Raw genomic sequence first — 26,439 nt, forward strand, 5'->3', positions numbered from 1 at the left:
CATATTTTTACTTTGTGAGGCTGGCAATATTGTGCGAAATTGCGGCCTAGACGTAGAAAGTGACAGTTGTTAAGAAACCGCTGCACTAAGAAGCGCAAAGAGAAATCACTTCAGGGAGCACTTTTGAATCACACCATTAAGAAAAGCGCCATCGCTATGGCGCTGGGTTTGGCATTTTCGCAACATTCGGTAGCCCAGGAAGCGGCTGCGGAAGCAAAGATCCAACGTGTTGAAATCACCGGTTCCAGCATCAAGCGGACCGAAACTGAAGCGGCCGGCTCGGTCCAGGTACTGACCCGCGACGATATCGCGCGTACCGGCGAGACCACCGTGCTGGGCATTCTGAATTCGTCGGCTGCGGTCGGCATTTCCAGCAACTCCGCGACCGCCAGTTCGGGCGGCTTCGCCACCGGTTCGTCCAGCGTCGGCATGCGCGGCCTGGGCAAGGTTGCTACGCTGGTGCTGGTCAACGGCCAGCGCGTGGCGCAATACGGCCTGTCGGACAATGGCCGCCAGGCGTTCACCAACCTCGACGCGATTCCGTCGGCAGCGGTGGAGCGCATCGAAATCCTGAAAGACGGCGCTTCGGCCATCTACGGCTCGGACGCGATCGCCGGCGTGATCAACATCATCCTGATGAAGGACTTCGTGGGCGCCAAGATCAGCGCTAACTACAAGGAGTCGGAAAACTTCAAGGACCAGCGCAACCGCAACGTCTCCGGCATCATCGGCTGGGGTGACATCGACACCAACGGCTTCAACACCTACCTGACCTACGAAGGCTACAAGGCCGACGGTTTCTCGACCGGCGACCTGCGCAGCAACGTGCCGGACTGGCACCGCCTGACCCCGGGCCGTTCGACCTGGGATGCGCTGAGCTCGTACTCGCCGACCGGCAACTACTACCAGAGCGCGACCAACATCACCGCCGCACCAGGCTGCCCGGCCGGCGCCATCGATCCTAGCGACAAGCTGTGCAAGTACGACCTGCTGCCGACCACCGGCCTGCAGACCGACGCCAAGCGTTACGCCATCGCCAGCAACACCCACTTCCGCATCGGCAAAGCGATCGACGCCAACTTCGAGATTACCAACTCGGGCGCCAGCAACGACTACATCGTGTCGCCATTCGCGCTGGGTTCGACCACCACGCCCTACACGTGGTACGACGCGGTCAACGGCAACATGGTCGGTCCGTTCTACTATCCGAAGCTGCCGGTGGGCCACCCGAACAACCCGTTCTCCGTGCCGGTCGAGTACCGCGCCCGCTTGATGGACACCGGCAACGGCTTCAACTTCAACCGCGCCGAGTCCGAACAGACCCGGGTGATGCTGACCCTGGCAGGCGACGTCGCCGGCTGGGACTGGAAATCGTCGAGCGGCTACATGACCTCGAAGGCGACCAAGTCGACCCGCGGCACCAGCGCTGCCGGTTACACCAACGCCATCGTCAACGGCACCTACAAGTTCGGCCAGCAAAACGACGTGGCCCTGCTGGAATCGATGTACCCGACCCGCGCCACCGTCGGTGAATCGAAGACCGCCTTCTTCAACGCCGTGGTGTCGGGCGAAGTGATGCAACTGCCGGCCGGCCCGCTGAGCGTTGCGGTCGGCACCGATATCCGTCGTGAGCACTACCAGATGGCGGCCTCGGACAATGTGCTGCGCGGCGAGCTGGTCGGCGTTGCCGGCCTGCAGGTTGACGACAAGATGGACCACTACGCGCTGTTCACCGAAGCCACCATTCCGGTGGTTAAGCGGGTCGAGCTGAGCGCCGCGCTGCGCGCCGACAAGTCGAGCAACAGCGAGGTGCACTACTCCCCGAAAGCCGGCCTGCGCATCAACGCCAGCGACAGTCTGCTGCTGCGCGCCACCGTGTCGGGCGGCTTCCGCGCGCCGAACATCGTCGAAACCGGTAACGGTCTGGGCCGCGGTTCGTTCGCCTCCAACACCGTCGATCCACGCCGCTGCGCGACCGCCAGCACGCTGAACAACCTGGTGCAGAACGCCCCGGGCGCCACGACGGTCGACAAGACCCAGGCCAACACGCTGCGTAACGCCGATTGCAACTTCAGCCTGACCACCTTCGTTGCCTCGAACAAGGACCTGAAGCCGGAAACCTCGCGTTCGATCACCGCCGGTTTCGTGTTCGAGCCAGTCAAGAACTGGACCATGGCGCTGGACTACTTCCACATCGAGCGCAAGAACGAAATCACCACCCGCAACATCGCGGATGTGCTGGCCGGTGAAGACAGCCTGCCCGAAGGCCGCCTGATTCGTATCGACAACACCATCTCGGACAACCAGTTCCTGGCGCTGGTCAACAAGTACGCACCGGGCAACACCGTCAACTTCGGCGGCGTCGGCGCGATCGGCCTGTTGTACAACCCCTACGTCAATACCGGCAAGACCCGCGCTTCCGGCTTCGACTTCGACGCATCGGGCCGCTTCAACACCGATCTGGGCCAGGTTCGTCTGAAACTGGAAGGTAACTACCTGTGGAAGTACCAGGAGTACAGCCTGACCAAGAACGCCTACGGCGACAACATGGCCGGCAACTACGACATGGGTTCGCGCCTGAAAACCAAGCTGCGCGCCAGCCTGAAGAATGGCAATTTTGACCACGGCATGACGGTGAACTACGCTAGCGGCTACAGCAACAATAACGAAGCTGCGCCGACCTACTGCGTTACCAACAAAGTTGCGGCGGCCTATATGGACACCTGCGGCCACGTTGGCAGCAATACCACGGTCGACTACAACCTGACCTACAGCGGTATCAAAAATACCAAGCTGAGCCTGTTCATCGACAATCTGTTCGAACAGGACGCGCCGGTGCAATGGCGCCAGGGCTACACCGACAGCGGCTACCAGTTCCGCCGTATCGGCCTGACCGCTTCCTACTCGTTCTTCTGATCGCGTAGTCAGCCGACTGAAAGACCAGGCCGCGTGCCTGGTCTTTTTTGCCCGCGCGGGGCGGCGGTAGCGCGTCGATCCGGCAGGCGGCGATGGCCGCGCAAGGCGCATGGCGCCTGGCTTTGCGCGTAGTTCGGCCAGCCCGCCCGACAGGGGCGCCAAAAAACTGACATACCTCGTACTAAGTTGTTGCGTCAACCCCTAAATCAAGATACACTAGCCGGCTTCGGTATGGATTCCGTCTTTTTATGGTCCGTACTATTTTTGTAGTTCAACATATCCCCGCCCAATCGTAGGTGGGAATTGGAGAAAAAATGAGCCTTGGCCTCCTCGGTCGCAAGGTTGGCATGATGCGCATCTTCACCGATGACGGGGATTCGATCCCGGTCACCGTTGTTGACGTATCGAACAACCGTGTTGCGCAAATCAAAACTCCTGAAACTGACGGCTACACCGCAGTTCAGGTCGCATTCGGTCAACGTCGCGCTTCCCGCGTGACCAAAGCCGTTGCTGGTCACCACGCTAAAGCCGGTGTTGAAGCTGGTACTCTGCTGAAAGAGTTCCGCGTTGACGCTGCTAAAGCCGCCGAACTGAAAGCTGGCGAAGTTGTCGCCGTTTCGCTGTTCGAAGTAGGTCAGAAAGTCGACGTGCAAGGCGTGTCGATCGGTAAAGGCTACGCCGGTACCATCAAGCGTCACAACTTTGCTTCGGGTCGCCAGACCCACGGTAACTCGCGTTCGCACAACGTGCCAGGTTCGATCGGTATGGCGCAAGATCCAGGCCGCGTGTTCCCTGGTAAGCGCATGACCGGTCACATGGGTGACGTCACCACGACCGTGCAGAACCTCGAAATCGCCCGTATCGACGCCGAACGCCAGCTGCTGCTGGTCAAGGGTGCGATCCCTGGCGCCAAAAATGGCCAGGTAGTGGTTTCGCCGGCTGTCAAAGTTAAAGCAAAGAAGGGAGCTTAAACGATGGAACTCAAGCTCTTGAACGCTCAAGGTCAAGCCGCCTCTAACGTTGCCGCCGCCGATACCGTCTTCGGCCGTGACTACAACGAAGCGCTGATCCACCAGATCGTCGTTGCTTACCAAGCCAATGCACGCAGCGGCAACCGCAAGCAAAAAGACCGTGAAGAAGTCCACCACACGACCAAGAAGCCATGGCGCCAAAAAGGCACCGGCCGCGCCCGTGCTGGTATGTCGTCGTCGCCACTGTGGCGCGGCGGTGGTCGCATCTTCCCGAACTCGCCTGACGAGAACTTCACCCACAAAGTGAACAAGAAGATGTACCGCGCTGGCGTTTGCTCGATCCTGTCGCAGCTGGCCCGCGAAGACCGTCTGGTCGTCATCGAAGATCTGTCGATCGAAGCACCAAAAACCAAGCTGCTGTCGCAAAAGCTGACCGGCATGGGCTTTGACTCGGTCCTGATCATCACCGATACCGCCAACGAAAACCTGGAACTGGCTTCCCGCAACCTGCCGAACGTGCTGGTTGTCGAGCCACGTCACGCCGATCCAATGTCGCTGGTCTTCTACAAGAAGATCCTGGTGACCAAGGCTGCGCTGGCGAAGATTGAGGAGATGCTGGCATGAGCGCATTGAAATTTAGCGAAGAACGCCTGCTGAAAGTGCTGGTAGCGCCAGTGATTTCCGAGAAGGCCACCCTGGTCGCGGAAAAGAACGAGCAGATCGTGTTCCGTGTTACCACCGACGCGACCAAGCCGGAAATCAAGGCTGCCGTTGAACTGCTGTTCAAAGTCCAAGTGGAATCGGTGCAAACCGTCAACCGCGAAGGCAAGCAAAAGCGTTCGGGCGCCCACATCGGCCGCCGCAACCACACCAAGCGTGCTTTCGTGTGCCTGAAGCCAGGCCAGGAAATCAATTTCACCGAGGAGGCTAAATAATGGCACTCGTTAAGATGAAGCCAACCTCCCCAGGCCGTCGCGGCATGGTGAAGGTGGTGAACTCGGACCTGTTCAAAGGCCGTCCGTTCGCCGCCCTGGTTGAGAAAAATCGAAAACTGCTGGCCGTAACAACAACGGCCACATCACCACCCGCCACATCGGTGGTGGTCACAAGCAGCACTACCGCGTGATCGACTTCAAGCGTAACAGCAAGGACGGCATCCCGGCGAAAGTGGAACGTATCGAATACGATCCTAACCGCACCGCGCACATCGCGCTGCTGTGCTACGCCGATGGCGCCCGTACCTACATCATCGCCACCAAGGGCATGGCTGTGGGCGACACCATCCTGACCGGTTCGGAAGCGCCGATCAAGTCGGGCAACTGCCTGCCGATCCGCAACATCCCGGTCGGCACCATCATGAACTGCGTCGAAATGCTGCCGGTAAGGGTGCCCAGATGGCCCGTACCGCCGGCGCCGGCGTGGTGCTGATGGCCCGTGAAGGCACCTACGCCCAGGTTCGCCTGCGCTCCGGTGAAGTGCGCCGCGTGCACATCGAGTGCCGCGCCACCGTCGGTGAAGTCGGCAACGCCGAACACAGCCTGCGCAAGATCGGTAAAGCCGGTGCCATGCGCTGGCGCGGTGTCCGTCCTACCGTGCGCGGTGTGGTCATGAACCCGATCGACCACCCGCACGGTGGTGGTGAGGGCCGTACCGCCGCTGGTCGTCACCCAGTGTCGCCATGGGGCCAGCAGACCAAGGGTAAGAAGACGCGCAGCAACAAGCGCACTTCTTCGATGATCGTCTCGCGCCGCGGCAAGAAATAAGGATAAATCATGACTCGTTCATTGAAAAAAGGGCCGTTCTGTGACGCCCACCTGGTGAAAAAAGTCGAAGCCGCACAAGCGTCCAAAGACAAAAAGCCAATCAAAACCTGGTCCCGTCGCTCGACCATCATGCCTGACTTCATCGGCCTGACGATCGCTGTTCACAACGGCAAGCTGCACGTGCCTGTGTACGTTTCCGAGAACATGGTAGGTCACAAGCTCGGCGAATTCGCGCTGACCCGCACGTTCAAAGGCCATGCCGCTGACAAGAAGGCGAAGAAATAATGGAAACCAAAGCTATCCTCAAAGGCGTGCGCCTGTCGGACCAAAAGGGCCGCCTGGTTGCTGACCTGATCCGTGGCAAGAAAGTTGACGCTGCACTCAACATTCTGCAGTTCAGCCCGAAAAAAGGCGCCACCATCATCAAGAAAGTGCTGGAGTCGGCCATCGCCAACGCCGAGCACAACGATGGCGCCGATATCGACGAACTGTTCGTGAAAACGATCTACGTCGAAAAGGGCCCGATCCTGAAGCGCTTCACCGCGCGTGCAAAAGGTCGCGGCGATCGTATCTCGAAACAATCGTGTCACATTTATGTGACCGTCGGCAACTAAGGAGCCACGATGGGTCAGAAAATTCATCCAACTGGTTTCCGCCTGGCGGTAACCCGTAACTGGGCTTCGCGTTGGTACGCTGGCAATGGTAACTTTGCCACCATGCTGAACGAAGACCTGAAAGCACGTACCTTCCTGAAAGCTAAGCTGAAGAACGCTTCGGTCGGCCGCATCGTCATCGAGCGTCCAGCCAAGAACGCGCGTTTCACCATCTACAGCTCGCGTCCAGGCGTGGTCATTGGTAAAAAAGGCGAAGACATCGAAGTACTGAAGTCGGCGCTGACCAAGATCATGGGTGTGCCGGTGCACGTCAACATCGAAGAGATCCGCAAGCCAGAGATCGATTCGCAGCTGATCGCCGACTCGATCGCGCAACAGCTGGAAAAGCGCATCATGTTCCGCCGCGCCATGAAACGCGCGATGCAGAACGCCATGCGTCTGGGCGCCCTGGGCATCAAGATCATGTCGTCCGGTCGTCTGAACGGCATCGAGATCGCCCGTACCGAATGGTATCGCGAAGGCCGTGTGCCACTGCACACGCTGCGCGCTGACATCGACTACGGCACCTCGGAAGCTTCGACCACCTACGGCATCATCGGCGTCAAGGTGTGGGTCTACAAGGGTGACCGCTCGCCGACCGGCGAAGCCCCGGTGATCGATACCCCGCCAGACGAGAAAAAGCCACGTGGCCCACGTCGTGAAGACGGCAAGCCAGCTGGCCGTCCACGCCCGGCTGGTGCCGGTGGCGCCCGCCGCGCTGCTAAGCCAGCCGAGAAAGCAGGAGAATAATCATGCTGCAACCAGCACGCAGAAAGTATCGTAAAGAGCAGAAAGGCCGTAACACCGGCATTTCGCACACCGCCGGCACCAACGTGTCGTTCGGCGAATTCGGTCTGAAGGCAGTTGCCCGTGGTCGTATCACGGCACGCCAAATCGAGGCAGCACGTCGCGCCATGACCCGTCACATCAAACGTGGCGGCCGTATCTGGATCCGCGTCTTCCCGGACAAGCCGATTTCGAACAAGCCTGCCGAAGTCCGTATGGGTAACGGTAAGGGTAATCCGGAATACTACGTCGCTGAAATCCGCCCAGGCAAAGTCCTGTACGAGATGGACGGCGTAGGCGAAGAACTGGCGCGCGAAGCATTCCGCCTGGCCGCTGCCAAACTGCCACTGGCGACCACCTTCGTGGTCCGTCAAGTTGGTCAATAACAGGAGTGAATTATGAAAGCATCTGAACTCCGCGGCAAAGACCAGGTAGCTCTGCAGAAAGAGCTGAATGACCTGCTGAAGGCACAATTCGGCCTGCGTATGCAAATCGCTACGCAACAGCTGAGCAACACCTCGCAGCTCAAGAAGGTACGTCGCGATATCGCACGCGTAAAAACGGTATTGAACACGAAGGAAGCAAAATGACCGAGCAAGTAAAGCTGAAGCGCACGCTGATCGGTAAAGTTGTGTCCGACAAGATGGACAAAACCGTTACCGTTCTGATCGAACGTCACGTGAAGCACCCTCTGTATGGCAAGATCATCGTTCGTTCGGCCAAGTACCACGCCCACGACGAGACCAACCAGGTGAAAGCCGGTGATACGGTGGAAATCGCCGAAGGTCGCCCGATCTCCAAAACGAAGGCATGGACCGTGACCCGTGTGGTGCAAGCCGCACAAATCGTTTAATTGAAGCGATGTCCGCCTGGGGCCGCACGCAAGTGTGGCGCCGGGCGGCGTTTTTCAATTAGTTCTTGCAAGCCCGCGAGTTGTATGTAATACTCGTGGGCTTCGTTCATGTAACGCCGCAAAGTGTCTGGCCACAGACGCTGAACCGTGCGGTCAGTAGCAGTTCGAAGGTCAAGCACCCAAGCAGCGGGGCCAGCAGGCTCTTCTGGCGGGACCAAGACTGACCGTTAGGTCCGCATTGTGTGGATTCTTCGGCTTAAGTTGGGAAAGAGAATATTATGATTCAAACTGAAAGCCGGCTCGAAGTAGCCGACAACACCGGTGCCAAGGAAGTCATGTGCATCAAGGTGTTGGGCGGTTCCAAGCGCCGTTATGCTGGCATTGGCGATGTGATCAAAGTAACCGTCAAGGTTGCTCAGCCACGTGGCCGTGTCAAAAAAGGTGAAATTTATAACGCCGTGGTAGTGCGCACCGCTAAAGGTGTTCGCCGCCAAGACGGTTCCCTGGTGAAGTTCGACGGCAACGCCGCCGTGCTGCTGAACGCCAAGCTGGAACCGATCGGTACGCGTATCTTTGGACCAGTGACGCGCGAGCTGCGCACTGAGAAGTTCATGAAGATCGTGTCCCTGGCACCTGAAGTACTGTAAGGAGTCAGCAATGGATAAGATTCGTAAAAACGACGAAGTCATCGTTCTGGCCGGTAAAGACAAGGGCAAACGCGGTGTCGTTTCGCGTCGCGTAGACGCAGAACACGTTGTGGTTGAAGGCGTCAACGTCGCGAAAAAAGCGACCAAGCCGAACCCAATGACTGGCGTTCAAGGTGGTATCGTCGACAAGACTATGCCGATTCACGTGTCCAACGTGGCGTTGTTCAACGCTGCGACTGGCAAGGCAGACCGTGTTGGTTTCAAAGAAGTGGATGGCAAAAAAGTCCGCGTCTTCAAATCGTCCGGCGAAGTAGTGAAGGCTTAAGAAATCATGGCACGTCTCCAAGAATTCTATAAAGAAAAAGTCGTTGCTGACCTGACCGAGAAATTCGGCTACAAGTCGGTGATGGAAGTTCCGCGTCTGACCAAGATCACCCTGAACATGGGTGTGGGTGAGGCCATCGCCGACAAGAAAGTGCTCGAGCACGCTGTTGGCGACCTGACCAAGATCGCCGGCCAGAAGCCAGTGACCACCAAGGCCCGTAAAGCAATCGCCGGTTTCAAGATCCGCGAAGGCTATCCGATCGGCACCATGGTGACCCTGCGCGGCGCGCGCATGTACGAGTTCCTCGACCGTTTCATCACCGTGGCCCTGCCGCGCGTGCGTGACTTCCGTGGTGTGAACGGCAAGGCCTTCGACGGCCGTGGCAACTACAACATCGGTGTGAAAGAGCAGATCATCTTCCCTGAGATCGAGTACGACAAGATCGATGCGCTGCGTGGTATGAATATTTCGATCACCACCACCGCTAAGACCGACGACGAAGCGAAAGCTCTGCTCGCCGCCTTTAAATTCCCGTTCAGGAACTAAGAGATCATGGCAAAACTCGCACTGATTAACCGTGAGCTGAAGCGCGTGGCCCTGGCGAATAAATTCGCCGCCAAACGCGCCTCGCTGAAGGCCATCATTGATGACCAGTCGAAGTCGGAAGAAGAACGTTACGAAGCGCGCCTGAAACTGCAAGCGCTGCCACGTAACTCGGCGCCGACCCGCCAGCGCAACCGCTGCGCCGTCACCGGTCGTCCACGCGGCACCTTCCGTAAATTCGGTCTGGGCCGTATCAAGCTCCGTGAATTCGCCATGCGTGGTGAAATCCCGGGTATGACTAAAGCTAGCTGGTAATAGGAGAACAAGCATGAGTATGAGCGATCCTATCGCCGATATGCTGACCCGCATTCGCAACGCCCAAGGCGTGCAAAAAGCGACCGTGGCCATGCCATCGTCGAAAGTTAAAGTAGCGATTGCCAACGTCCTCAAGGACGAGGGTTACATTGAAGATTTCGCAGTCGCTGAAGATGGCGGCAAGTCGGAACTGAAAATCGGTTTGAAGTACTACGTAGGCCGTCCTGTCATCGAGCGTCTGGAGCGCGTGTCGCGTCCAGGTCTGCGCGTGTACAAAGGCAAAGACGAAATCCCTTCGGTCATGAATGGTCTGGGTGTGGCGATTGTATCGACCCCACAAGGCGTGATGACCGACCGCAAAGCACGCGCTACCGGTGTCGGCGGCGAAGTGATTTGCTACGTGGCCTAAGGAGTAAGACATGTCCCGAGTAGCTAAAATGCCTATCGCTGTGCCAGCTGGCGCTGATGTCGCCATCTCCGCACAAGCGATCACCGTCAAGGGCCCGCTGGGCGTCCTGACCCAGAGCCTGAACGGCCTGGTTAAAGTAGAAAACAACGCTGGTACCCTGAGCTTTGAGCCGTCCAACGACAGCCGCGAAGCCAACGCCATGTCCGGCACGCTGCGCGCGCTGGTCAACAACATGGTGAACGGTGTGACCAAGGGCTTCGAGAAAAAGCTGAACCTGGTTGGCGTGGGCTACAAAGCCCAGGCCCAGGGCGACAAGCTGAACCTGTCGCTGGGTTTCTCGCACCCGGTCGTGCACGCCATGCCAGAAGGCGTGACCGTGACCACCGCCACCCCGACCGAGATCGTCATCAAAGGCATCGATCGTCAAAAGGTGGGTCAGGTTGCTGCAGAAGTTCGTGCTTACCGCGCTCCGGAGCCTTACAAAGGCAAGGGCGTCCGTTATTCGGACGAAGTGGTTAAGATCAAAGAAACCAAGAAGAAGTAATTAGGGGCTGACGATGGATAAAAAGAATCTCGTCTGCGCCGCGGACGTCAAACCCGTATCAAGATCGCGCAACTGAAAGTGAACCGCCTGTCGGTGCACCGCACTAACCTGCACATCTACGCGAACCTGATCAGCCCGGAAGCCAAAGTACTGGTTTCGGCCTCGACCCTGGAAGCGGAAGTACGCGCTGAACTGGCAGGCAAATCGGGCAAGGGTGGCAACGCCGCTGCCGCCGCACTGGTCGGCAAGCGCGTAGCAGAAAAAGCACTCAAAGCCGGTATCACCGAAGTCGCCTTCGACCGTTCCGGTTTCCGTTATCACGGCCGTGTGAAGGCGCTGGCAGAAGCCGCGCGTGAAGCCGGTCTGAAGTTCTAAGGAACGATCATGGCAAAAATGCAAGCAAAAATGGCAAGCGACAAGCCGGACGACGGCATGCGCGAAAAAATGATCGCGATCAACCGCGTGACCAAAGTGGTCAAGGGTGGTCGTATCATGGGCTTCGCGGCGCTGACCGTGGTTGGTGACGGCGATGGCCGCATCGGCATGGGCAAGGGCAAGTCGAAAGAGGTACCGGTTGGTGTGCAGAAGGCAATGGAAGAAGCCCGCCGCAACCTGATCAAGGTACCGCTGAAAAACGGCACCCTGCACCACACCGTGATGGGTCGCCACGGCGCCTCGAAAGTGATGATGTCGCCTGCTAAACCAGGTACCGGCGTCATCGCTGGCGGCGCGATGCGCGCGATCTTCGAAGTGATGGGCGTGACCGACGTGGTCGCCAAATCGACCGGTTCGAGCAACCCGTACAACCTGGTTCGCGCCACGCTGGACGGCCTGGCCAAACTGCACACTCCGGCTGACATCGCTGCCAAGCGCGGCAAGTCGGTCGAAGAGATCCTGGGTTAAGGTGAACGACATGACTACGAAAACCGTCAAAGTACAACTGGTGAAGGGCCTGATCGGCACCCGTCAAGACCACCGCGCCACCGTGCGCGGCCTGGGCCTGCGTCGTGTCAACTCGGTTGCCGAGCTGCAGGACACCCCATCGGTACGCGGCATGATCAACAAAGTGTCGTATCTCGTTAAAGTAGTTGCGTAAGCCCCGGCTTACTCACGGAGAAATCATGGAACTGAATACCATTCAACCAGCCGAAGGCGCCAAGCACTACAAGCGTCGCGTCGGCCGCGGTATCGGCTCCGGCCTGGGTAAAACCGCGGGCCGCGGCCACAAGGGTCAAAAATCGCGTTCGGGCGGCTTCCACAAAGTCGGCTTCGAAGGCGGTCAGATGCCTCTGCAACGTCGTCTGCCTAAGCGCGGTTTCAAGTCGCTCAACGCCACCTTCAAAGCTGAAGTGCGTCTGTCCGACCTGAACAACCTGGCTGTGGGCGAAGTCGACATCCTGGTGCTGAAACAAGCTGGCGTACTGAGCGTGCTGGCACGCGACGTGCGCGTCATTCTGTCCGGCGAGATCACCAAAGCGGTGAACCTCAAAGGCCTGAAAGTGACCGCTGGCGCGAAAGCCGCCATCGAAGCAGCCGGCGGCTCGGTAGCCTGAGCCCCCGCACACAGCTGATCGGAGCGAAAATTGGCGACTAATCCACAATTGGCAAAAAGTGCAGCAGCTGGTTTCCCCTGGGGCCGGCTCTGGTTCCTGCTTGGCGCATTGGTGGTTTATCGTATCGGCGCTCACATCCCGGTTCCCGGGATCGATCCGGTACGATTGGCAGAGCTGTTCAAGTCGCAAGAGGGCGGCATCCTGGGCATGTTGAACATGTTCAGCGGTGGCGCGCTCTCGCGCTTTACGGTCTTTGCGCTCGGCATCACGCCTTACATCTCGGCCTCGATCATCATGCAACTGGTGTCGATCGTCTCGCCGCAGATGGAAGCGCTGAAAAAAGAGGGCGAAGCAGGCCGCCGCAAGATCACCCAGTACACCCGTTATTTCACGGTGGTGCTGGCGCTGTTCCAGGCGTTCGGCATTGCCGTCGCGCTGGAGTCGCAGCAAGGTCTGGTGCTGGATCCAGGCATTGCCTTCCGTTTCGTGACGGTCGTTACGCTGTTGACCGGCACCATGTTCGTGATGTGGTTGGGCGAGCAGATTACCGAGCGCGGTCTCGGTAACGGCATCTCGATCATCATCTTCGCAGGTATCGTGGCCGGCTTGCCGGGCGCGCTGGGTGGCCTCGGCCAGTCGGTGTCGACCGGTCAGATGGGCGCGCTGTCGGCGATCATCATCATGATCCTGGTGGTGGCGGTAACGTTCCTGGTGGTATTCGTGGAACGTGGCCAACGCAAGATTCTGGTCAACTATGCGAAACGCCAGGTGGGTAACAAGATTTACGGTGGACAAACGTCGCACCTGCCATTGAAGTTGAACATGGCCGGCGTGATCCCACCGATCTTCGCTTCGTCGATTATCTTGTTCCCGGCAACGATCGTGGGCTGGTTCACGACGGGCGCCGACACGGCCAACCCGGTCGTCCGGTTCCTGAAAGATTTGGCTGCATCGATGGGGCCAGGCGAGCCCATCCACGCACTGTTGTACGCCATTGCGATCGTGTTTTTCTGTTTCTTCTATACAGCGCTGGTCTTCAACAGCAAGGAAACAGCGGATAACTTGAAGAAGAGCGGGGCCTTTGTGCCAGGGATTCGTCCCGGTGAGCAGACTGCCCGTTACATCGACAAGATTCTGACCCGATTGACACTGGCTGGCGCCATCTACATCACTCTGGTGTGTTTGTTGCCGGAATTCATGCAAGCCGAGTGGAAGGTACCGTTCTATTTTGGTGGTACTTCTCTGTTGATTATTGTGGTTGTGACCATGGACTTCATGGCCCAAGTACAAAACTACGTGATGTCGCAGCAATATGAATCGCTGCTGCGCAAAGCAAACTTCAAAGGCGGAATTCCGACGCGATAAGCGCGGTTTCAATACACCGAATGGCAAAAGACGACGTCATACAGATGCAGGGCGAGATCCTGGAAAATCTCCCTAATGCAACATTTCGAGTAAAGCTGGAAAACGGGCACGTGGTGCTCGGGCATATTTCAGGTAAAATGCGGATGAACTATATCCGCATCCTGCCTGGCGATAAGGTGACGGTCGAACTGACACCTTACGACCTGTCCCGCGCCCGCATCGTGTTCCGGACCAAGTAAATTTAGATAATCGAACCTTAGAAGAGAGTTCATAATGAAAGTTAACGCCTCAGTCAAGCGGATCTGCCGCAACTGCAAGATCATCAAGCGCAAAGGCGTTGTTCGCGTAATCTGCGTCGAACCACGTCATAAACAGCGTCAAGGTTAATAACCGTTATTTATCGAGGAATAACGAATGGCACGTATTGCAGGGGTTAATATCCCAAATCACCAGCACACCGTTATCGGCCTGACGGCCATCTACGGTGTAGGCCGCCCACGCGCGAAGTTCATCTGCGCGCAAACGGGCATCGCGACCAATAAAAAGGTCAAAGATCTGGACGACAGCGAACTGGAAAAGCTGCGCGATGAAGTCGGTAAATTCATCGTCGAAGGCGACCTGCGCCGCGAACTGTCCATGAACATCAAGCGTTTGATGGATCTGGGTTGCTACCGTGGTATGCGTCACCGCAAGGGCCTGCCGGTCCGCGGTCAGCGCACCCGCACCAATGCACGTACCCGCAAGGGCCCGCGCAAAGCCGCTCAATCGCTCAAGAAATAATCTAGGGAAATCACATGGCTAAGCAACAAAGCAGCGCAGCAGCAGCTCGCGTACGCAAGAAGGTCAAGAAGAACGTTGCCGAAGGTATCGCACACGTTCACGCTTCCTTCAACAACACCATCATCACCATCACCGACCGTCAGGGCAATGCGCTGTCGTGGGCGACCTCCGGTGGTGCTGGCTTCAAGGGTTCGCGTAAATCGACCCCGTTCGCAGCGCAGGTTGCTGCTGAAGCCGCTGGTAAAGTCGCGATCGAATGCGGCGTGAAGAACCTGGAAGTGCGCATCAAGGGCCCAGGCCCAGGCCGTGAATCGGCTGTGCGCGCGCTGAACAACCTGGGCATCAAGATCACCGAGATCCAGGACGTTACGCCAGTGCCGCACAACGGCTGCCGCCCTCCAAAGCGTCGCCGTATCTAATGGCCGGGCCGGCTGCGCCGGCCTCGCTGTTACACAATAAAGCTGGTGCAGGAAGCCGGAGACGGCTATACTGCCCGGCTATTGTCGTCTGTCATCATGGCAGGCTTCGCCACCGTCTGGCTCATTGCAGACCAGACTAGCGTTCACCCGCGTGGGTCGGAACGTCATTATTTTAAAAGGAAAGCACCGTGGCACGTTATATCGGACCAAAAGCAAAACTCTCCCGCCGTGAAGGCACTGATCTGTTCCTGAAAAGCGCCCGTCGCTCGCTGGACAGCAAATGCAAACTGGACGTAAAACCAGGTCAGCACGGCGTCAAGTCGGGCGCCCGTACCTCGGACTACGGCAACCAGCTGCGTGAAAAACAAAAAGTTAAACGTATGTACGGCGTGCTGGAACGTCAGTTCCGTCGCTACTTCGCAGAAGCTGATCGTCGCAAAGGCAACACCGGCGAAACCCTGCTGAAGCTGCTGGAAGCCCGCCTGGACAACGTCGCCTACCGCATGGGCTTCGGCTCGACCCGCGCTGAAGCGCGTCAGCTGGTATCGCACAAAGCCTTCACCGTGAACGGCAACGTGGTCAACATCGCTTCGTACTCGGTCAAAGTCGGCGACGTCATCGCCGTGCGCGAAAAAGCCAAGAAACAAGTGCGTATCGTGGAAGCGCTGTCGCTGGCGGAACAAGTCGGCATGCCAGCCTGGGTGTCGGTGGATGCCAAGAAAATGGAAGGCACTTTCAAGTCCCTGCCAGAGCGTAACGAAATCGCTAACGACGTCAACGAATCGCTGATCGTCGAGCTGTACTCGCGTTAATTGACGGTATAACCGTCACCCCCGCGCAGGCGGGGGCCCAATTTATCGTAAGCCCGCCCGCTCATTCGAGTGGGCGTTTTCACTAATGCCATCAGCCTTATCGGCTTAACGCGCCGAGGGTATTGAAAAGGACATTTCATGCAAAACAGTTTGTTGAAACCACGTATTATCGATGTAGAAACCCTGGGTGCCGGCCACGCTAAAGTCGTGATGGAACCGTTTGAACGTGGCTACGGTCACACCCTGGGCAACGCGCTGCGTCGCGTGCTGCTGTCGTCGATGATCGGCTACGCGCCGACCGAAGTGACCATCGCCGGTGTGGTGCACGAGTACTCGTCGCTGGACGGCGTGCAAGAAGACGTGGTGGACCTGCTGCTGAACCTGAAGGGCGTGGTGTTCAAAGTGCACAACCGCGACTCCGTCACGCTGACCCTGAAGAAAGAAGGCGAAGGCGCCGTGCTGGCCTCGGACATCGATCTGCCGCACGACGTGGAACTGATCAACCCGGACCACGTGATCGCCCACCTGACCGCCGGCGGCAAACTGGACATGCAGATCAAGGTCGAAAAAGGCCGCGGCTATGTGCCAGGCAACGTCCGTCGCCTGTCGGAAGACACCAACAAAACCATCGGCCGCATCATCCTGGACGCCTCGTTCTCGCCAGTGCGCCGCGTGTCGTACTTCGTTGAGTCGGCCCGTGTCGAACAGCGTACCGACCTGGACAAGCTGATCATCAACATCGAAACCAACGGCGTGATCTCGCCGGAAGAGGCGATCCGTCAATCGGCGCGCGTGCTGGTCGATCAGCTGAATGTGTTCGCTGCGCTGGAAGGCACCGAAGCTGCCGCGGAAGCGCCATCGCGCGCACCGCTGGTCGATCCGATCCTGCTGCGTCCAGTCGACGACCTGGAACTGACCGTGCGTTCGGCCAACTGCCTGAAAGCAGAAAACATCTACTACATCGGCGACCTGATCCAGCGCTCGGAAAACGAACTGCTGAAGACCCCGAACCTGGGTCGCAAGTCGCTGAACGAGATCAAGGAAGTGCTGGCTTCCCGCGGCCTGACGCTGGGCATGAAGCTGGAAAACTGGCCGCCTGCTGGTCTGGAGAAGTAATACGATCCGTCGCTCCCGCGCAGGCGGGAGTCCATGCTGAGCATGCTCGGCATGGGTCCCGGCCGACGCCGGGACGACGGTTCTGCAGTATCGCCTTGGCATGTTGCCGGGGCGTTTCACTAAAACCGGTCCGCGCTCATAGTGAGCGATCGAAGAACTCGGATTTAAACATCATCGAAAGGAAGTACCATGCGTCACCGTCACGGCCTCCGTAAACTGAACCGTACCTCGTCCCACCGTCTGGCTATGCTGCGCAACATGACCGTCTCGCTGCTGCGTCATGAAGCCATCAAAACCACGCTGCCAAAAGCTAAAGAACTGCGCCGCGTCGTTGAGCCGATCCTGACCCTGGGCAAGACCGACACCCTGGCTAACAAGCGTCTGGCATTCGCCCGTCTGCGCGACCGCGAAATCGTAGGCAAACTGTTCTCGGAACTGGGCCCACGTTTTGCCAACCGCAACGGCGGCTACCTGCGCATCCTGAAAATGGGTTTCCGCGTTGGCGACAACGCTCCAATGGCTTACGTTGAGCTGCTGGACCGTCCAGAAGTCACCGCCATCGAAGACGCACCAACCGCTGAGTAATCAGCCGGTCGTCCCGTCGCACTGAAAGCCAGGCCTAGCCTGGCTTTTTTTCGTCCGTAGCTTGGTAAATCCAGGTTAATTACCTGTATTTCATTGACTTAAAAATGAGAATCGTTATCATTCCTGTTTCGATGAAAGCAACCTACACGGGGAAATGATGGACAAGCAGTTGAAGATGAAACACCTGGCCGTGCTGATCGGCCTGGCGCTGCCGCTGCTGGCGCAGGCGGACGATGACAGCGCGGTGCTGCCGACGGTGCAGGTGACGTCGCAAAAGCTCGGCGATACCAGCTACACGGCCGCCAAGGCCAAGGGCGCCACGCCGCTCGACCTGTCGCTGCGCGATACGCCGCAGTCGGTCAGCGTGGTGACGCAGCAGCGCATCGAAGACCAGGGGCTGCAGACTGTCACCGACGTGGTCAACAACGTGGTCGGCATTTCCGTCAACCAGTATGAAACCAACCGCGCCGGCTTCACCGCGCGCGGCTTCGACATCGACAACTTGCAGATCGACGGCGTGCCGACCACCTGGGCGCAATCGTGGTCGTCGGGCGAAGTGGCCAGCACCCTGGCGCTGTACGACCGCGTGGAAGTGGTGCGCGGCGCCACCGGCCTGATGACCGGCGCCGGCAACCCGTCGGCGTCGATCAACCTGGTGCGCAAGCGCGCCACCAGCAAGGAGCTGACCGGCTCGGCCGAGATCGGCGTCGGCAACTGGAGCGCGCGCCGCGCCCAGGTCGACGTCTCGACGCCGCTGAGCCAGGACGGTTCGGTGCGTGGCCGCGTGGTCGGCGAATACACCGACGCCGACAGCTGGGTCGACCTGCTGAGCAACAAGAGCAAGACCATCTACGCCACCGTGGAAGCCGACCTGACGCCATCGACCGTGCTGGACGTGGGCTTCAGCCGCCAGGAAAACGACGTCAAGGGCCCGAACTGGGGCGGCCTGTCGTACTGGTACACCAACGGCAACCTGACCAACTGGGACGTCTCGAAGACCTCGGCCGCCGGCTGGACCCGCTGGAATACCTCGTTCAACAGCGCCTTCGCCAATCTGGCGCACACCTTCGACAACGGCTGGAAGCTGACCGCCAGCGTGGCCCGTGGCGACCGTCGCGGCGATTCGCAACTGCTGTACCTGTTCGGCTATCCCGACGCGGCCACCGGCACCGGCATGTTCCCGTTCGCCGGCGCCTACCTGACCCGCACCAAGCAGGACAACGCCAACCTGGAGCTGTCCGGTCCATTCCAGCTGGGTGGCCGCAAGCACGAGGCGGCGTTCGGCTATATGTACTCGAAGGCGGACTTCACTTCGGACCGTCGTCCGGAAGGCGCGCTGGCCGACACCGGCAACTATAATAACTGGAACGGCGCCGCCTATCCGGAGCCGACCTGGGGGGCCGCGACCTTCTACGAGCAAAGTGTGACCAGGCAGGACGCTGTGTATGGCGTGGCACGCTTCTCGATCACCGATCCGCTGAAACTGATCGTTGGCGCCCGCGTCACCAACTACAAGAAAACCGGCCAGGTGGTCGGCAGCAGCGCCTACGAGGTGAAGAACGATAACGAGATCACCCCGTATGCCGGCTTGGTCTACGACATCAACAACACCTACTCGGCCTATGCCAGCTACACCAGCATCTTCCAGCCGCAGAACTATAAGGACTTCGGCGGCAAGACACTGGACCCGGTGCGCGGCAAAGCGGCGGAGGCCGGCATCAAGGGCGAGTATCTGGACGGCCGCGTCAATGCCTCGCTGGCGGTGTTCCACATCAAGCAGGACAACCTGGCGCAGGACGCCGGCACGGTGTCGCGCAACGGCGGCTTGCCGGAGGCGTACTATGTGGGCGTCGACGGCGCCACCAGCCGCGGTATCGAGCTGGAGCTGAACGGTGAACTGGCGCGCGGCTGGAACGCCAGCGCCGGCTACAGCATCTTCCGCGCCAAGGACGCCACCGGCGCCGATTTCAACAGCCTCTACCCGCGCAAGCTGTTCCGCGTCTTCACCACCTACGCGCTGCCAGGCCAGCTGAGCGGGCTGACCGTGGGCGGCGGCGTCAACTGGGAAGGCCGTACCTACACGATCGACTCGTCCGCGCCGAACTTCGCGAGCAATCAGGGCGTGATCAATCAGGACAGTTTCGCGCTGGTGAACCTGATGGCGCGGTATGACATCAGCAAAAACCTGTCGGCCCAGCTGAACGTCAACAATGTCACCGACAAGAAGCACTTCGGCATGTTCGCCGCCTATGGCGCGATCACTTACGCGGCGCCGCGCACCACGTCGCTGACGCTGAAATACAAGTTCTGACGCTAACGTAATCGGCCGGAGCCTCAGGGTTCCGGCCTTTTTTTCTGAGGAGAACCCATGCGCGCCTTCTGGACCTTGGTACACCGATATCTCGGCCTGCTGACTGCGGGCTTTTTGTTTATTAGCGGCGTCACCGGCGCCATTATTTCGTGGGACCACGAGCTGGACGACCTGCTCAACCCGCACCTGATGGAGGCCCACACGCCCGGCACGCCGCAGCCATCGCTGGAACTGGCCAGGCAGGTGGAGGCGCGCTACCCGCAGGTGCTGGTGTCCTTCATCCCGATCCAGATCGAAAAGGGCGAGGCGATTGCATTCGGCGTGTCGCCGCGTGTCGATCCGGCCACCGGCAAGCTGTTTGAGCCGGGTTTTAACCAGGTATTTGTCGATCCGGTCAGCGGCGCCGAATTGGGCAAGCGTGAATGGGGCGCGGTGTGGCCGATTACCAAGGAAACGTTTGTCTCGTTCCTGTATCGTTTGCATTACACGCTGCATATTCCGGAAATGTGGGGCATCGACCGTTGGGGTTTATGGCTGATGGGCGGTATTGCCATGATCTGGGTGGTGGATAGTTTTGTGGGTTTCTATTTGACGCTGCCATTGCGCCGCAAAGAGGCCAGCAAACCATGGATGCAACGCTGGAAACCGGCGTGGAAAATACGCTGGAATGGCGGCAGTAATAAACTCAATTTCGATTTGCACCGTGCATTCAGCTTATGGACCTGGGGCTTTGCTGCTTATTTTGTCGTTTACCGCATTCTCGCTGAATCTTTACAGCGAAATATTTTATCCGGTAATGAGCAAAATATCGAAAGTCACGCCAACGCCATTCGATACCATTCCTATGGCGGAATTGCACAAGCCACATACGCCGAAAGTGCAATATGCCGGCGTGGTGGAAACCGCGACCCAGGAAGCGGCAAAACGTCAATGGGAAGAGCCGGTTGGCGCGGTGTTTTATACCAACGCGTTCAATGTTTATGGCGTGAGTTTCTATAAACCGGGCGACGATCACGGTTCCGGTGGCGTTGGTCCTGCGTACCTGTACTACGACGGCGCCGACGGCAAGCTGCTGGGCGAGCGTCTGCCATGGAAAGGTACGGCGGCGGACATCTTCGTGCAGGCCCAGTTCCCGCTGCACTCCGGCCGCATCCTCGGCCTGCCGGGGCGCATCCTGATTTCGATCATGGGCGTGGTGGTCGCCATGCTGAGTGTGACTGGCGTGATCATCTGGTGGCGCAAACGCGCGTCCCGCGTGGTCACCGCCGAGCGTCGCGCCGGCGACCTGGTCGAAGCGTAATGCCGGGTACGTGCTAAAAATTAGCACGTACCCGCTAAGTTCGAGCGTGACTTACTTTAAGCGACGCTCTCCGGCTGCCTTGAACTCGGAGCCGGCGTTCCACGTCGGCGTGTCGCCCTGGGCAATATCGAGGCCGACCTGGAACAGCAGCTGGATATCCTGCACGCCGCCGCTGAAGTCCCAGTCGGTGCGGAAGCTGTCGGTCACCTGGTGGTAATCGTGCGTGAAATAATTATTCACGACATCGGTGGCGTAGTTATCCGGCTTGTTCAAATAGCCGCTGCGCGCCTTGGTATATAAAACCGGCACGCCAGCGCGCGCCAATTCCAGGTGGTCCGCGCGATAGAAACTCCCCAGCTCGGGGCGCGAATCTTTTTCCATGACGCGGCCCTGGGCCCGGGCATATTTCTCCAGCAATCCATCGATGCTGGAATGGCCGGATGTGACGTTTTCAATTTGCCGGGTTTTGCCCCAGGCGTTAATGCCGTCGATATTAATATTGGCGACCGTGCTTTTGAGAGGATAAAGCGGATGGGCGGCGTAATATTTTGCGCCCAGCAGTCCGCGCTCTTCCGCCGTAGTGGCGATAAACAGAATGGAGCGTTTGGGTGCTTTAGGCAGGGCTTTATAGGCTTTGGCCAATTCCAGCAGCGCGGAAACGCCGGACGCATTATCCAGCGCGCCGTAATAAATCTTGCCGGTTTTCTCGTCGACGCCCAAATGGTCCCAGTGGGCGCTATAAATCACATATTCGTTTTTCAGCTTCGGATCGCTGCCTTCGATTTTCGCGACGACGTTATTCGAATTGACCGTGCGCGCGATATTGTCGATCTTGAAGTCGGCCGTGCCTTTCAGGCTGACCGGGCGGAACTCCTTGGTCAGCGCCTGTTTTTTCAGCGTGTCGAAATCGTAGCCGGCGGCTGCCATCATGGCTTTGGCCTTGTCGAGCTGAATCCAGCCAGGTACGGCTGGCGCGTCTGGATCATCGCCTTCGCGTAGCAGGCTGAATTGCTCGCTATTGCCGCCGCTGCGTACCACGTCCCATGGATAGGCGGCTGGCTTGGTTTCATGAATGATGATGGCGGCGGCCGCGCCCAGCTTGGCGGCGATCTCGTATTTATAGGTCCAGCGGCCATAGTAGGTCATGGCTTTGCCCTTGAACATGTTCGGATCGAGCTGCTCCGGGTTGCTCGGGTCAGGAATGGCCGGGTCATTGATCAGCATGAGAATGGTTTTGCCGCGCACATCGACGCCCTTGTAGTCATCCCAGCCGTATTCCGGCGCCTGCACGCCGTAGCCGACAAACACGATTTCCGAGTTGTTGACGGCGACCGTCGTTGGCTGGCTGGTCGAATGTGCAACAAAGTCATCGGCGAAGTTCAACGTCGTCTTCCGGCCGCCGATGGTGTAGCTGAAGGCAGGCGTCGGCTTCTGGCCGCGCATCGGCACCGCCTGCACCCAGCTGCCGTCCGGGTTGCCGGGCTTGAGGCCGAGCTTCTGGAATTCCTGCTGAAGATAGGCCACGGTTTGCGCTTCGCCGGCGGTGCCGGGCGCTCTGCCTTCAAAGGCGTCGGAAGCCAGGACTTTGATGTGGGCGCTCAGGTCTTGCGCGGAAATGGCGTTCAGCGCCTTGGCGGGCGCCTGGGCCAGCGCCAGGGCCGGCAGGGTGCTCAGCACCAAAATTGACAGCAGCAGGGGACGGGGAGGGGACATAGGGCGATGCTCCAGACGGTGAAAAAATTTAGTTTCGCATATATCAAGGTTTTAAGGCCGCGCTCAGGCGGGAAAAACGGCATCGGTGTACTATGCTGTTGCTCCAATGAACAGACCCTCTGAGAGAACGCCGTCATGTCCCGTTTTGCCCGCTTCACCCGATTGCTTGCACCGCTGTTGGCGCTGATCGCGCTGCTGTTGCAGCCTGCCCGTGCCGAGGAATTCCTCGATCCGTCGGAGGCGTTCAAGTTTTCCGCGCGCATGGTGGATGGACATACGATGGCGGTGACGTTCCAGATTGCCGACGGTTACTATATGTACCGTGAGCGTTTCAAGTTCAGCGCGCAGGGCGCCAGGCTGGGCGTGCCGCAGATCCCGCCAGGCAAGGTGCATTATGACGAGACTTTTGCCAAGGATGTGGAGACGTACCGCAAGAGCGTGACCATTACCGTGGCGGTGGACGGCAACGGGCCGTTCACGCTGCTGGCTGGCGGACAGGGCTGCTCCGAGAAAGGGCTGTGCTATGCGCCGCAGGATTACAAGGCTTCGTTGACGGCCGCCGGCTCGGTGCCGATTCCGGCGGCCCAAGCCGCCACCCCGGCCGCGCAAGCCGGTACGGCGGGCGCGGCGCCGAATGCCGCGACTGCTGGCGCGAGCGGCGTGACCCGGGCCGCGAGCGCTGCAAGCGACGCCGCTGCCGCCAGGCCGGCCGCGGCCAACGCCTTCCCGCCAGGCGCGGCGGGGCAGGGCGCGGTGAATGAGGGCGTCGATGGCGGCAAGGCCGCCGCGCTGACGCCGGGCGTGAAGATCTACACCATTCCCAACCCGACCGCGACCGATATCGTTCCGGCCGCGCCGCCGGCCGCGCCGGCCGCCGCTGCGCCGTCGCAAAGCGATGACGTCAACCGCTGGATCGCCGCGCTGAAGAGCGGCGACCTGCTGGTCATCGTACCCATGTTTATCCTGCTCGGCCTGGGGCTGTCGTTCACGCCGTGCGTGCTGCCGATGGTGCCCATCCTGTCCTCGATCATCGTGGGCGAAGGCGAAAAGACCAGCCGCGGCCGCGGCCTGCTGCTGTCGGTGACGTACTCGCAAGGCATGGCGATCGTCTACACCGCGCTCGGCGTGGTGGCCGGCATACTGGGCGAGGGCCTGGCGGCGGAGTTGCAAAATCCATGGGTGCTGGGCGCTTTTGCCTTGTTGATGGCCCTGCTGTCGCTGTCGATGTTCGGCTTCTACGAGTTGCAAGTGCCGGCCGCGCTGCAATCCCGCCTGAGCACGGTATCGAACCAGCAGTCCGCCGGCAAGCTGGCCGGCGTGTTTGTGATGGGCATGATTTCCGCGTTGATCGTCGGTCCCTGCGTCGGCCCGGCGCTGGTGGCCGTGCTGATCTACATTGGCCAGGCGCACGACCCGGTCATGGGCGGCTGGGCGCTGTATGCGATGGCGCTGGGCATGAGCGTGCCGCTGATCCTGGTCGGCGTGTCGGCCGGCGCGCTGCTGCCGAAGGCTGGTGCGTGGATGGACAGCGTCAAGCGCTTCTTTGGCGTGCTGATGCTGGCGGTCGGCTGGTGGCTGGTGTCGCCGGTGCTGCCGGGCGCTGTGCAGATGGGCGGCTGGGCCCTGCTGTTTATCGGCTATGGCATGTATCTGCTGCTAAACAACGGTAAATGGGTCGCAAAATCGCTGGGCGTGATCGTCGCCGTGCTGGGCCTGATGCAGCTGGTTGGCGTGGCCAGCGGCGGCCGCGATCCGCTGGCGCCGCTGGCGCACCTGACCGGCAAGGGCCACGAAACGCCGCTGGCCTTCCAGCGCGTCAAGACCGTGCAGCAGCTTGACGCCATCCTCGCGCAAACCAACGGCAAAACCGTGATGCTGGACTTTTATGCCGACTGGTGCGTGTCCTGCAAGGAAATGGAAAAATTCACCTTCGTCGATCCGGCCGTGCGTGCCCGGCTGGCCAATACGCTGCTGCTGCAAGTCGACGTCACCGCCAACGATGACGAGGACAAGGCCATGCTGAAACGCTTCGGCCTGTTCGGGCCGCCGGGCATCATCCTGTTCGACCGGCACGGCAAGGAAATCCCGAACTCGCGCGTGATCGGCTTTCAGAACGCGGCGAAGTTCGCCGCCTCCCTGTCCGTACTGAACTGATCAGCCCTGGCGCGGCGCCGGGCCGCCCCAGCCTTCATGCTGGCCGTGGCCCCAGCCGCCGCGATGGCCGTGGTGGCCATGGCCGCGACGACCGTGTTCGCCGCGCGGGCCGCGCAGGCCGTGCTCGTCAAACAGCGTCTGCTGCGCCGGATTCAGCTGGGCGTAGAAGGCCGTCACCGCCTTGACGCGGTTCTCCAGGAACGCTTCGCGTTTTTTGGTCATGTCCAGCGCCAGGTTCAGGCGCTCGGGCGCGGTCAGCTTGTCCATCCGCTTGCGCTGCGGGCGCTGGCCGTCGGGGGCGGCCGGCTTGATCGCCGCCTGATAGCTGGCCCAGGCCGATTCCTGCTGCGCGGTCAGCTTCAGCAGGTCATGCAGGCGCGCCTGGCGCTTGGCGTACATCTCGGCCATGCGGGCCTGCACCTGTTCCTTGGTCGGCTGCTGGTGCGCGCCGTGCGGGCGCTGCGCCGGGGCGCTTTCCTGGGCGTGCGCCGCGGCCATGCCCAGCACGGTGAAACCGATCAGTATGCTTTTACGTAAGATGTTCATGGTCGTTCCTTCATTGTTGAGGGTTCATCAATCGCGGCACCAGGCGTGCCGCGTTGGTAACCATATTGGCGGCCGAAGGTTGCTCTTACGTTGCTCGCATCCCGGTTTTTGTATCCAGATGTTAAGCCCCGGCTGCCATATACAAGACGATACAATTGGCGCTTGGTCTTGCATGGATAATGACGGTTATGGAACCAACATCTACTATCTTAATTGTCGACGACGACCGCGACATCCGCACCCTGCTGGCGGATTACCTGGAGTCGAACGGCTACCGCGCGCTGTGCGCGCCGGACGGCGCCGCCATGTGGAAGCTGCTGGACGAAGGCCGCCCGGAGCTGGTGGTGCTCGATCTCAACCTGCCCGGCGACGACGGCCTGACCCTGTGCCGCAAGCTGCGCGCGCACTCGACGCTGCCGGTCATCATGCTGACCGCGCGCAACGAGCCGCTGGACCGCATCCTCGGCCTGGAAATGGGCGCCGACGACTACCTGCCGAAGCCGTTCGAGCCGCGCGAGCTGCTGGCGCGCATCCGCAGCGTCCTGCGTCGCAGCAACGCCATGCCGACCGGCGCCGGCGCCGACAAGGCGCAGCAGATGAAATTCTCCGGCTGGACGCTGGACCTGACCGCGCGCCACCTGCTCAATCCGGACGGCATCGTCATCATGCTGTCGGGCGCCGAGTTCCGGCTGCTCAAGGTCTTCCTCGAACACCCGAACCGCGTGCTCAACCGCGACCAGCTGCTGAACCTGACGCAAGGCCGCGACGCCGACCCGTTCGACCGTTCGATCGACATCCAGATCAGCCGCCTGCGGCAGAAGCTCGGCGAGGATGCGCGCATGCCGCAAATCATCAAGACCGTGCGTAACGGCGGCTATGTGCTGGCCGGCCAGGTCAGCGTGGAGCCGCCAGCGTGAAAGCCTTCATCGGCTCGATGACCGGGCGCGTGTTCCTGGTCCTGCTGCTGGGCATCGTGGCTTCGGCCGCGCTGACCCAGTGGCTGGCCGTCAACGAGCGCACCCGCGCGCTGGAGCGCTACCGCGACTTCCACGCGCTTGAA

The 26,439-nt window shown here is 59.8% G+C and carries 34 protein-coding genes and 2 pseudogenes; 34 read left to right on the plus strand and 2 right to left on the minus strand.

Annotation, left to right across the window (positions count from 1 at the left end; genetic code table 11):
* Window positions 1-123 precede the first annotated feature (123 nt).
* From ACRQ5J_RS03430 to ACRQ5J_RS03585, 32 genes and pseudogenes are all read left to right on the plus strand, one after another.
* Complete coding sequence (locus ACRQ5J_RS03430; RefSeq protein WP_432381147.1) at window positions 124-2,916, plus strand: TonB-dependent receptor plug domain-containing protein; 2,793 nt, start codon at window positions 124-126, stop codon at window positions 2,914-2,916.
* A 314-nt stretch (window positions 2,917-3,230) separates the two neighbouring features.
* On the plus strand, window positions 3,231-3,887 hold the full coding sequence (rplC, locus tag ACRQ5J_RS03435; RefSeq protein ID WP_176645915.1) for a 50S ribosomal protein L3: 657 nt from the start codon (window positions 3,231-3,233) through the stop codon (window positions 3,885-3,887).
* 3 nt (window positions 3,888-3,890) lie between these two features.
* Window positions 3,891-4,511 (plus strand): 50S ribosomal protein L4, encoded by a 621-nt coding sequence (rplD, locus tag ACRQ5J_RS03440; RefSeq protein WP_135205165.1) that lies wholly within the window; start codon window positions 3,891-3,893, stop codon window positions 4,509-4,511.
* Window positions 4,508-4,822 carry a 50S ribosomal protein L23 gene (gene rplW, locus ACRQ5J_RS03445; protein WP_072786811.1) on the plus strand — a complete coding sequence of 105 codons (315 nt, stop codon included), beginning with the start codon at window positions 4,508-4,510 and terminating at the stop codon, window positions 4,820-4,822. Before rplD ends, rplW begins: the two co-directional genes overlap by 4 nt.
* Window positions 4,822-5,650, plus strand: a pseudogene (gene rplB, locus ACRQ5J_RS03450) (50S ribosomal protein L2). Before rplW ends, rplB begins: the two are co-directional and overlap by 1 nt.
* A gap of 9 nt (window positions 5,651-5,659) precedes the next feature.
* A complete protein-coding gene (gene rpsS, locus ACRQ5J_RS03455; protein WP_155436392.1) occupies window positions 5,660-5,935 on the plus strand; it encodes a 30S ribosomal protein S19 in 276 nt (91 codons plus the stop codon).
* Window positions 5,932-6,264, plus strand: coding sequence for a 50S ribosomal protein L22 (gene rplV, locus ACRQ5J_RS03460; RefSeq protein WP_174864456.1), 333 nt, complete (start codon window positions 5,932-5,934; stop codon window positions 6,262-6,264). Before rpsS ends, rplV begins: the two co-directional genes overlap by 4 nt.
* A 9-nt stretch (window positions 6,265-6,273) precedes the next feature.
* On the plus strand, window positions 6,274-7,053 hold the full coding sequence (gene rpsC / locus ACRQ5J_RS03465) for a 30S ribosomal protein S3 (protein WP_432381148.1): 780 nt from the start codon (window positions 6,274-6,276) through the stop codon (window positions 7,051-7,053).
* A gap of 2 nt (window positions 7,054-7,055) precedes the next feature.
* Window positions 7,056-7,475 carry a 50S ribosomal protein L16 gene (gene rplP / locus ACRQ5J_RS03470; protein WP_092280172.1) on the plus strand — a complete coding sequence of 140 codons (420 nt, stop codon included), beginning with the start codon at window positions 7,056-7,058 and terminating at the stop codon, window positions 7,473-7,475.
* A 12-nt stretch (window positions 7,476-7,487) separates the two neighbouring features.
* Window positions 7,488-7,679, plus strand: coding sequence for a 50S ribosomal protein L29 (gene rpmC, locus ACRQ5J_RS03475; RefSeq protein WP_090192442.1), 192 nt, complete (start codon window positions 7,488-7,490; stop codon window positions 7,677-7,679).
* Window positions 7,676-7,942 carry a 30S ribosomal protein S17 gene (gene rpsQ, locus ACRQ5J_RS03480; RefSeq protein WP_231767623.1) on the plus strand — a complete coding sequence of 89 codons (267 nt, stop codon included), beginning with the start codon at window positions 7,676-7,678 and terminating at the stop codon, window positions 7,940-7,942. The genes rpmC and rpsQ overlap by 4 nt, the downstream gene beginning before the upstream one ends.
* A 278-nt stretch (window positions 7,943-8,220) precedes the next feature.
* Window positions 8,221-8,589, plus strand: coding sequence for a 50S ribosomal protein L14 (rplN, locus tag ACRQ5J_RS03485; protein ID WP_050409761.1), 369 nt, complete (start codon window positions 8,221-8,223; stop codon window positions 8,587-8,589).
* A gap of 10 nt (window positions 8,590-8,599) precedes the next feature.
* Window positions 8,600-8,914, plus strand: coding sequence for a 50S ribosomal protein L24 (rplX, locus tag ACRQ5J_RS03490; protein WP_092280168.1), 315 nt, complete (start codon window positions 8,600-8,602; stop codon window positions 8,912-8,914).
* A gap of 6 nt (window positions 8,915-8,920) precedes the next feature.
* Window positions 8,921-9,460 (plus strand): 50S ribosomal protein L5, encoded by a 540-nt coding sequence (gene rplE, locus ACRQ5J_RS03495; RefSeq protein WP_072786817.1) that lies wholly within the window; start codon window positions 8,921-8,923, stop codon window positions 9,458-9,460.
* Window positions 9,461-9,466: 6 nt separating this feature from the next.
* Window positions 9,467-9,772, plus strand: coding sequence for a 30S ribosomal protein S14 (gene rpsN / locus ACRQ5J_RS03500; protein ID WP_218307160.1), 306 nt, complete (start codon window positions 9,467-9,469; stop codon window positions 9,770-9,772).
* 13 nt (window positions 9,773-9,785) lie between these two features.
* On the plus strand, window positions 9,786-10,181 hold the full coding sequence (gene rpsH / locus ACRQ5J_RS03505; RefSeq protein WP_432381149.1) for a 30S ribosomal protein S8: 396 nt from the start codon (window positions 9,786-9,788) through the stop codon (window positions 10,179-10,181).
* A gap of 10 nt (window positions 10,182-10,191) precedes the next feature.
* Window positions 10,192-10,725, plus strand: coding sequence for a 50S ribosomal protein L6 (gene rplF, locus ACRQ5J_RS03510; protein ID WP_161077546.1), 534 nt, complete (start codon window positions 10,192-10,194; stop codon window positions 10,723-10,725).
* A gap of 33 nt (window positions 10,726-10,758) precedes the next feature.
* On the plus strand, window positions 10,759-11,100 hold the full coding sequence (gene rplR / locus ACRQ5J_RS03515; RefSeq protein WP_432383575.1) for a 50S ribosomal protein L18: 342 nt from the start codon (window positions 10,759-10,761) through the stop codon (window positions 11,098-11,100).
* 9 nt (window positions 11,101-11,109) lie between these two features.
* Window positions 11,110-11,628: a 30S ribosomal protein S5 gene (rpsE, locus tag ACRQ5J_RS03520; protein ID WP_432381150.1), complete on the plus strand. Its 519-nt coding sequence runs from the start codon at window positions 11,110-11,112 to the stop codon at window positions 11,626-11,628.
* 10 nt (window positions 11,629-11,638) lie between these two features.
* Window positions 11,639-11,821, plus strand: a complete 183-nt coding sequence (gene rpmD / locus ACRQ5J_RS03525) for a 50S ribosomal protein L30 (protein ID WP_090192459.1) — start codon at window positions 11,639-11,641, stop codon at window positions 11,819-11,821.
* A 25-nt stretch (window positions 11,822-11,846) separates the two neighbouring features.
* Window positions 11,847-12,278, plus strand: a complete 432-nt coding sequence (rplO, locus tag ACRQ5J_RS03530; RefSeq protein WP_432381151.1) for a 50S ribosomal protein L15 — start codon at window positions 11,847-11,849, stop codon at window positions 12,276-12,278.
* 30 nt (window positions 12,279-12,308) lie between these two features.
* Window positions 12,309-13,643, plus strand: coding sequence for a preprotein translocase subunit SecY (secY, locus tag ACRQ5J_RS03535; protein ID WP_432381152.1), 1,335 nt, complete (start codon window positions 12,309-12,311; stop codon window positions 13,641-13,643).
* A 20-nt stretch (window positions 13,644-13,663) separates the two neighbouring features.
* Window positions 13,664-13,882: a translation initiation factor IF-1 gene (infA, locus tag ACRQ5J_RS03540; protein WP_005663428.1), complete on the plus strand. Its 219-nt coding sequence runs from the start codon at window positions 13,664-13,666 to the stop codon at window positions 13,880-13,882.
* A 34-nt stretch (window positions 13,883-13,916) separates the two neighbouring features.
* Window positions 13,917-14,030 (plus strand): 50S ribosomal protein L36, encoded by a 114-nt coding sequence (rpmJ, locus tag ACRQ5J_RS03545; protein WP_005663407.1) that lies wholly within the window; start codon window positions 13,917-13,919, stop codon window positions 14,028-14,030.
* Window positions 14,031-14,057: 27 nt separating this feature from the next.
* Window positions 14,058-14,423, plus strand: coding sequence for a 30S ribosomal protein S13 (gene rpsM, locus ACRQ5J_RS03550; protein WP_090192434.1), 366 nt, complete (start codon window positions 14,058-14,060; stop codon window positions 14,421-14,423).
* A 14-nt stretch (window positions 14,424-14,437) separates the two neighbouring features.
* The gene (gene rpsK / locus ACRQ5J_RS03555; RefSeq protein ID WP_072786827.1) at window positions 14,438-14,842 is read left to right on the plus strand and encodes a 30S ribosomal protein S11; all 405 of its coding nucleotides are present in this window, start codon (window positions 14,438-14,440) and stop codon (window positions 14,840-14,842) included.
* Window positions 14,843-15,030: 188 nt separating this feature from the next.
* Entirely contained in the window at window positions 15,031-15,654 is a 624-nt protein-coding gene (gene rpsD / locus ACRQ5J_RS03560; protein ID WP_092280154.1) for a 30S ribosomal protein S4, read from the plus strand.
* A gap of 138 nt (window positions 15,655-15,792) precedes the next feature.
* Window positions 15,793-16,770 (plus strand): DNA-directed RNA polymerase subunit alpha, encoded by a 978-nt coding sequence (locus tag ACRQ5J_RS03565; protein ID WP_432381153.1) that lies wholly within the window; start codon window positions 15,793-15,795, stop codon window positions 16,768-16,770.
* Window positions 16,771-16,959: 189 nt separating this feature from the next.
* Window positions 16,960-17,355: a 50S ribosomal protein L17 gene (gene rplQ / locus ACRQ5J_RS03570; protein WP_090192432.1), complete on the plus strand. Its 396-nt coding sequence runs from the start codon at window positions 16,960-16,962 to the stop codon at window positions 17,353-17,355.
* A gap of 157 nt (window positions 17,356-17,512) precedes the next feature.
* Window positions 17,513-19,666 (plus strand): TonB-dependent siderophore receptor, encoded by a 2,154-nt coding sequence (locus ACRQ5J_RS03575; RefSeq protein ID WP_432381154.1) that lies wholly within the window; start codon window positions 17,513-17,515, stop codon window positions 19,664-19,666.
* 57 nt (window positions 19,667-19,723) lie between these two features.
* Window positions 19,724-20,332: pseudogene (locus ACRQ5J_RS03580) on the plus strand (PepSY-associated TM helix domain-containing protein); the annotation flags it as partial.
* Window position 20,333: 1 nt separating this feature from the next.
* Window positions 20,334-20,966 carry a PepSY-associated TM helix domain-containing protein gene (locus tag ACRQ5J_RS03585; RefSeq protein WP_432381155.1) on the plus strand — a complete coding sequence of 211 codons (633 nt, stop codon included), beginning with the start codon at window positions 20,334-20,336 and terminating at the stop codon, window positions 20,964-20,966.
* 51 nt (window positions 20,967-21,017) lie between these two features.
* Here the strand turns inward: ACRQ5J_RS03585 and ACRQ5J_RS03590 are convergent, their stop codons facing one another.
* The gene (locus tag ACRQ5J_RS03590; protein ID WP_432381156.1) at window positions 21,018-22,679 is read right to left on the minus strand and encodes a M20/M25/M40 family metallo-hydrolase; all 1,662 of its coding nucleotides are present in this window, start codon (window positions 22,677-22,679) and stop codon (window positions 21,018-21,020) included.
* Window positions 22,680-22,814: 135 nt separating this feature from the next.
* On the opposite strand from ACRQ5J_RS03590, the gene dsbD reads away from it, so the two are divergent.
* Window positions 22,815-24,833: a protein-disulfide reductase DsbD gene (dsbD, locus tag ACRQ5J_RS03595; RefSeq protein ID WP_432381157.1), complete on the plus strand. Its 2,019-nt coding sequence runs from the start codon at window positions 22,815-22,817 to the stop codon at window positions 24,831-24,833.
* Here the strand turns inward: dsbD and ACRQ5J_RS03600 are convergent, their stop codons facing one another.
* On the minus strand, window positions 24,834-25,379 hold the full coding sequence (locus tag ACRQ5J_RS03600) for a Spy/CpxP family protein refolding chaperone (protein WP_432381158.1): 546 nt from the start codon (window positions 25,377-25,379) through the stop codon (window positions 24,834-24,836).
* A gap of 188 nt (window positions 25,380-25,567) precedes the next feature.
* Here ACRQ5J_RS03600 and ACRQ5J_RS03605 point away from each other — a divergent pair, with 188 nt between their 5' ends.
* Window positions 25,568-26,296, plus strand: coding sequence for a response regulator (locus tag ACRQ5J_RS03605; RefSeq protein WP_432381159.1), 729 nt, complete (start codon window positions 25,568-25,570; stop codon window positions 26,294-26,296).
* The last annotated feature ends 143 nt before the right edge of the window (window positions 26,297-26,439 follow it).

The sequence above is a fragment of the Duganella sp. P38 genome (assembly GCF_050859475.1).
Classification (GTDB): domain Bacteria; phylum Pseudomonadota; class Gammaproteobacteria; order Burkholderiales; family Burkholderiaceae_D; genus Rugamonas.

Excerpts from the sequence above, each read along its gene's own strand:
- rpsC (WP_432381148.1), top strand. The coding sequence starts at position 6,274 with ATGGGTCAGAAAATTCATCCAACTGGTTTCCGCCTGGCGGTAACCCGT.
- rplW (WP_072786811.1), top strand. The coding sequence starts at position 4,508 with ATGAGCGCATTGAAATTTAGCGAAGAACGCCTGCTGAAAGTGCTGGTA.
- rpsN (WP_218307160.1), top strand. The coding sequence starts at position 9,467 with ATGGCAAAACTCGCACTGATTAACCGTGAGCTGAAGCGCGTGGCCCTG.
- ACRQ5J_RS03590 (WP_432381156.1), bottom strand. The coding sequence starts at position 22,679 with ATGTCCCCTCCCCGTCCCCTGCTGCTGTCAATTTTGGTGCTGAGCACC.
- infA (WP_005663428.1), top strand. The coding sequence starts at position 13,664 with ATGGCAAAAGACGACGTCATACAGATGCAGGGCGAGATCCTGGAAAAT.
- ACRQ5J_RS03565 (WP_432381153.1), top strand. The coding sequence starts at position 15,793 with ATGCAAAACAGTTTGTTGAAACCACGTATTATCGATGTAGAAACCCTG.
- rplD (WP_135205165.1), top strand. The coding sequence starts at position 3,891 with ATGGAACTCAAGCTCTTGAACGCTCAAGGTCAAGCCGCCTCTAACGTT.
- dsbD (WP_432381157.1), top strand. The coding sequence starts at position 22,815 with ATGTCCCGTTTTGCCCGCTTCACCCGATTGCTTGCACCGCTGTTGGCG.
- rplX (WP_092280168.1), top strand. The coding sequence starts at position 8,600 with ATGGATAAGATTCGTAAAAACGACGAAGTCATCGTTCTGGCCGGTAAA.
- rpsS (WP_155436392.1), top strand. The coding sequence starts at position 5,660 with ATGACTCGTTCATTGAAAAAAGGGCCGTTCTGTGACGCCCACCTGGTG.
- ACRQ5J_RS03605 (WP_432381159.1), top strand. The coding sequence starts at position 25,568 with ATGGAACCAACATCTACTATCTTAATTGTCGACGACGACCGCGACATC.
- rpsE (WP_432381150.1), top strand. The coding sequence starts at position 11,110 with ATGGCAAAAATGCAAGCAAAAATGGCAAGCGACAAGCCGGACGACGGC.
- rpmC (WP_090192442.1), top strand. The coding sequence starts at position 7,488 with ATGAAAGCATCTGAACTCCGCGGCAAAGACCAGGTAGCTCTGCAGAAA.
- rpmD (WP_090192459.1), top strand. The coding sequence starts at position 11,639 with ATGACTACGAAAACCGTCAAAGTACAACTGGTGAAGGGCCTGATCGGC.
- ACRQ5J_RS03585 (WP_432381155.1), top strand. The coding sequence starts at position 20,334 with ATGGCGGCAGTAATAAACTCAATTTCGATTTGCACCGTGCATTCAGCT.
- ACRQ5J_RS03600 (WP_432381158.1), bottom strand. The coding sequence starts at position 25,379 with ATGAACATCTTACGTAAAAGCATACTGATCGGTTTCACCGTGCTGGGC.
- rplN (WP_050409761.1), top strand. The coding sequence starts at position 8,221 with ATGATTCAAACTGAAAGCCGGCTCGAAGTAGCCGACAACACCGGTGCC.
- rpmJ (WP_005663407.1), top strand. The coding sequence starts at position 13,917 with ATGAAAGTTAACGCCTCAGTCAAGCGGATCTGCCGCAACTGCAAGATC.
- ACRQ5J_RS03575 (WP_432381154.1), top strand. The coding sequence starts at position 17,513 with ATGGACAAGCAGTTGAAGATGAAACACCTGGCCGTGCTGATCGGCCTG.
- rplC (WP_176645915.1), top strand. The coding sequence starts at position 3,231 with ATGAGCCTTGGCCTCCTCGGTCGCAAGGTTGGCATGATGCGCATCTTC.
- rplP (WP_092280172.1), top strand. The coding sequence starts at position 7,056 with ATGCTGCAACCAGCACGCAGAAAGTATCGTAAAGAGCAGAAAGGCCGT.
- rplF (WP_161077546.1), top strand. The coding sequence starts at position 10,192 with ATGTCCCGAGTAGCTAAAATGCCTATCGCTGTGCCAGCTGGCGCTGAT.
- rplE (WP_072786817.1), top strand. The coding sequence starts at position 8,921 with ATGGCACGTCTCCAAGAATTCTATAAAGAAAAAGTCGTTGCTGACCTG.
- rpsM (WP_090192434.1), top strand. The coding sequence starts at position 14,058 with ATGGCACGTATTGCAGGGGTTAATATCCCAAATCACCAGCACACCGTT.
- rplQ (WP_090192432.1), top strand. The coding sequence starts at position 16,960 with ATGCGTCACCGTCACGGCCTCCGTAAACTGAACCGTACCTCGTCCCAC.
- rpsQ (WP_231767623.1), top strand. The coding sequence starts at position 7,676 with ATGACCGAGCAAGTAAAGCTGAAGCGCACGCTGATCGGTAAAGTTGTG.
- rplO (WP_432381151.1), top strand. The coding sequence starts at position 11,847 with ATGGAACTGAATACCATTCAACCAGCCGAAGGCGCCAAGCACTACAAG.
- rpsK (WP_072786827.1), top strand. The coding sequence starts at position 14,438 with ATGGCTAAGCAACAAAGCAGCGCAGCAGCAGCTCGCGTACGCAAGAAG.
- rpsH (WP_432381149.1), top strand. The coding sequence starts at position 9,786 with ATGAGTATGAGCGATCCTATCGCCGATATGCTGACCCGCATTCGCAAC.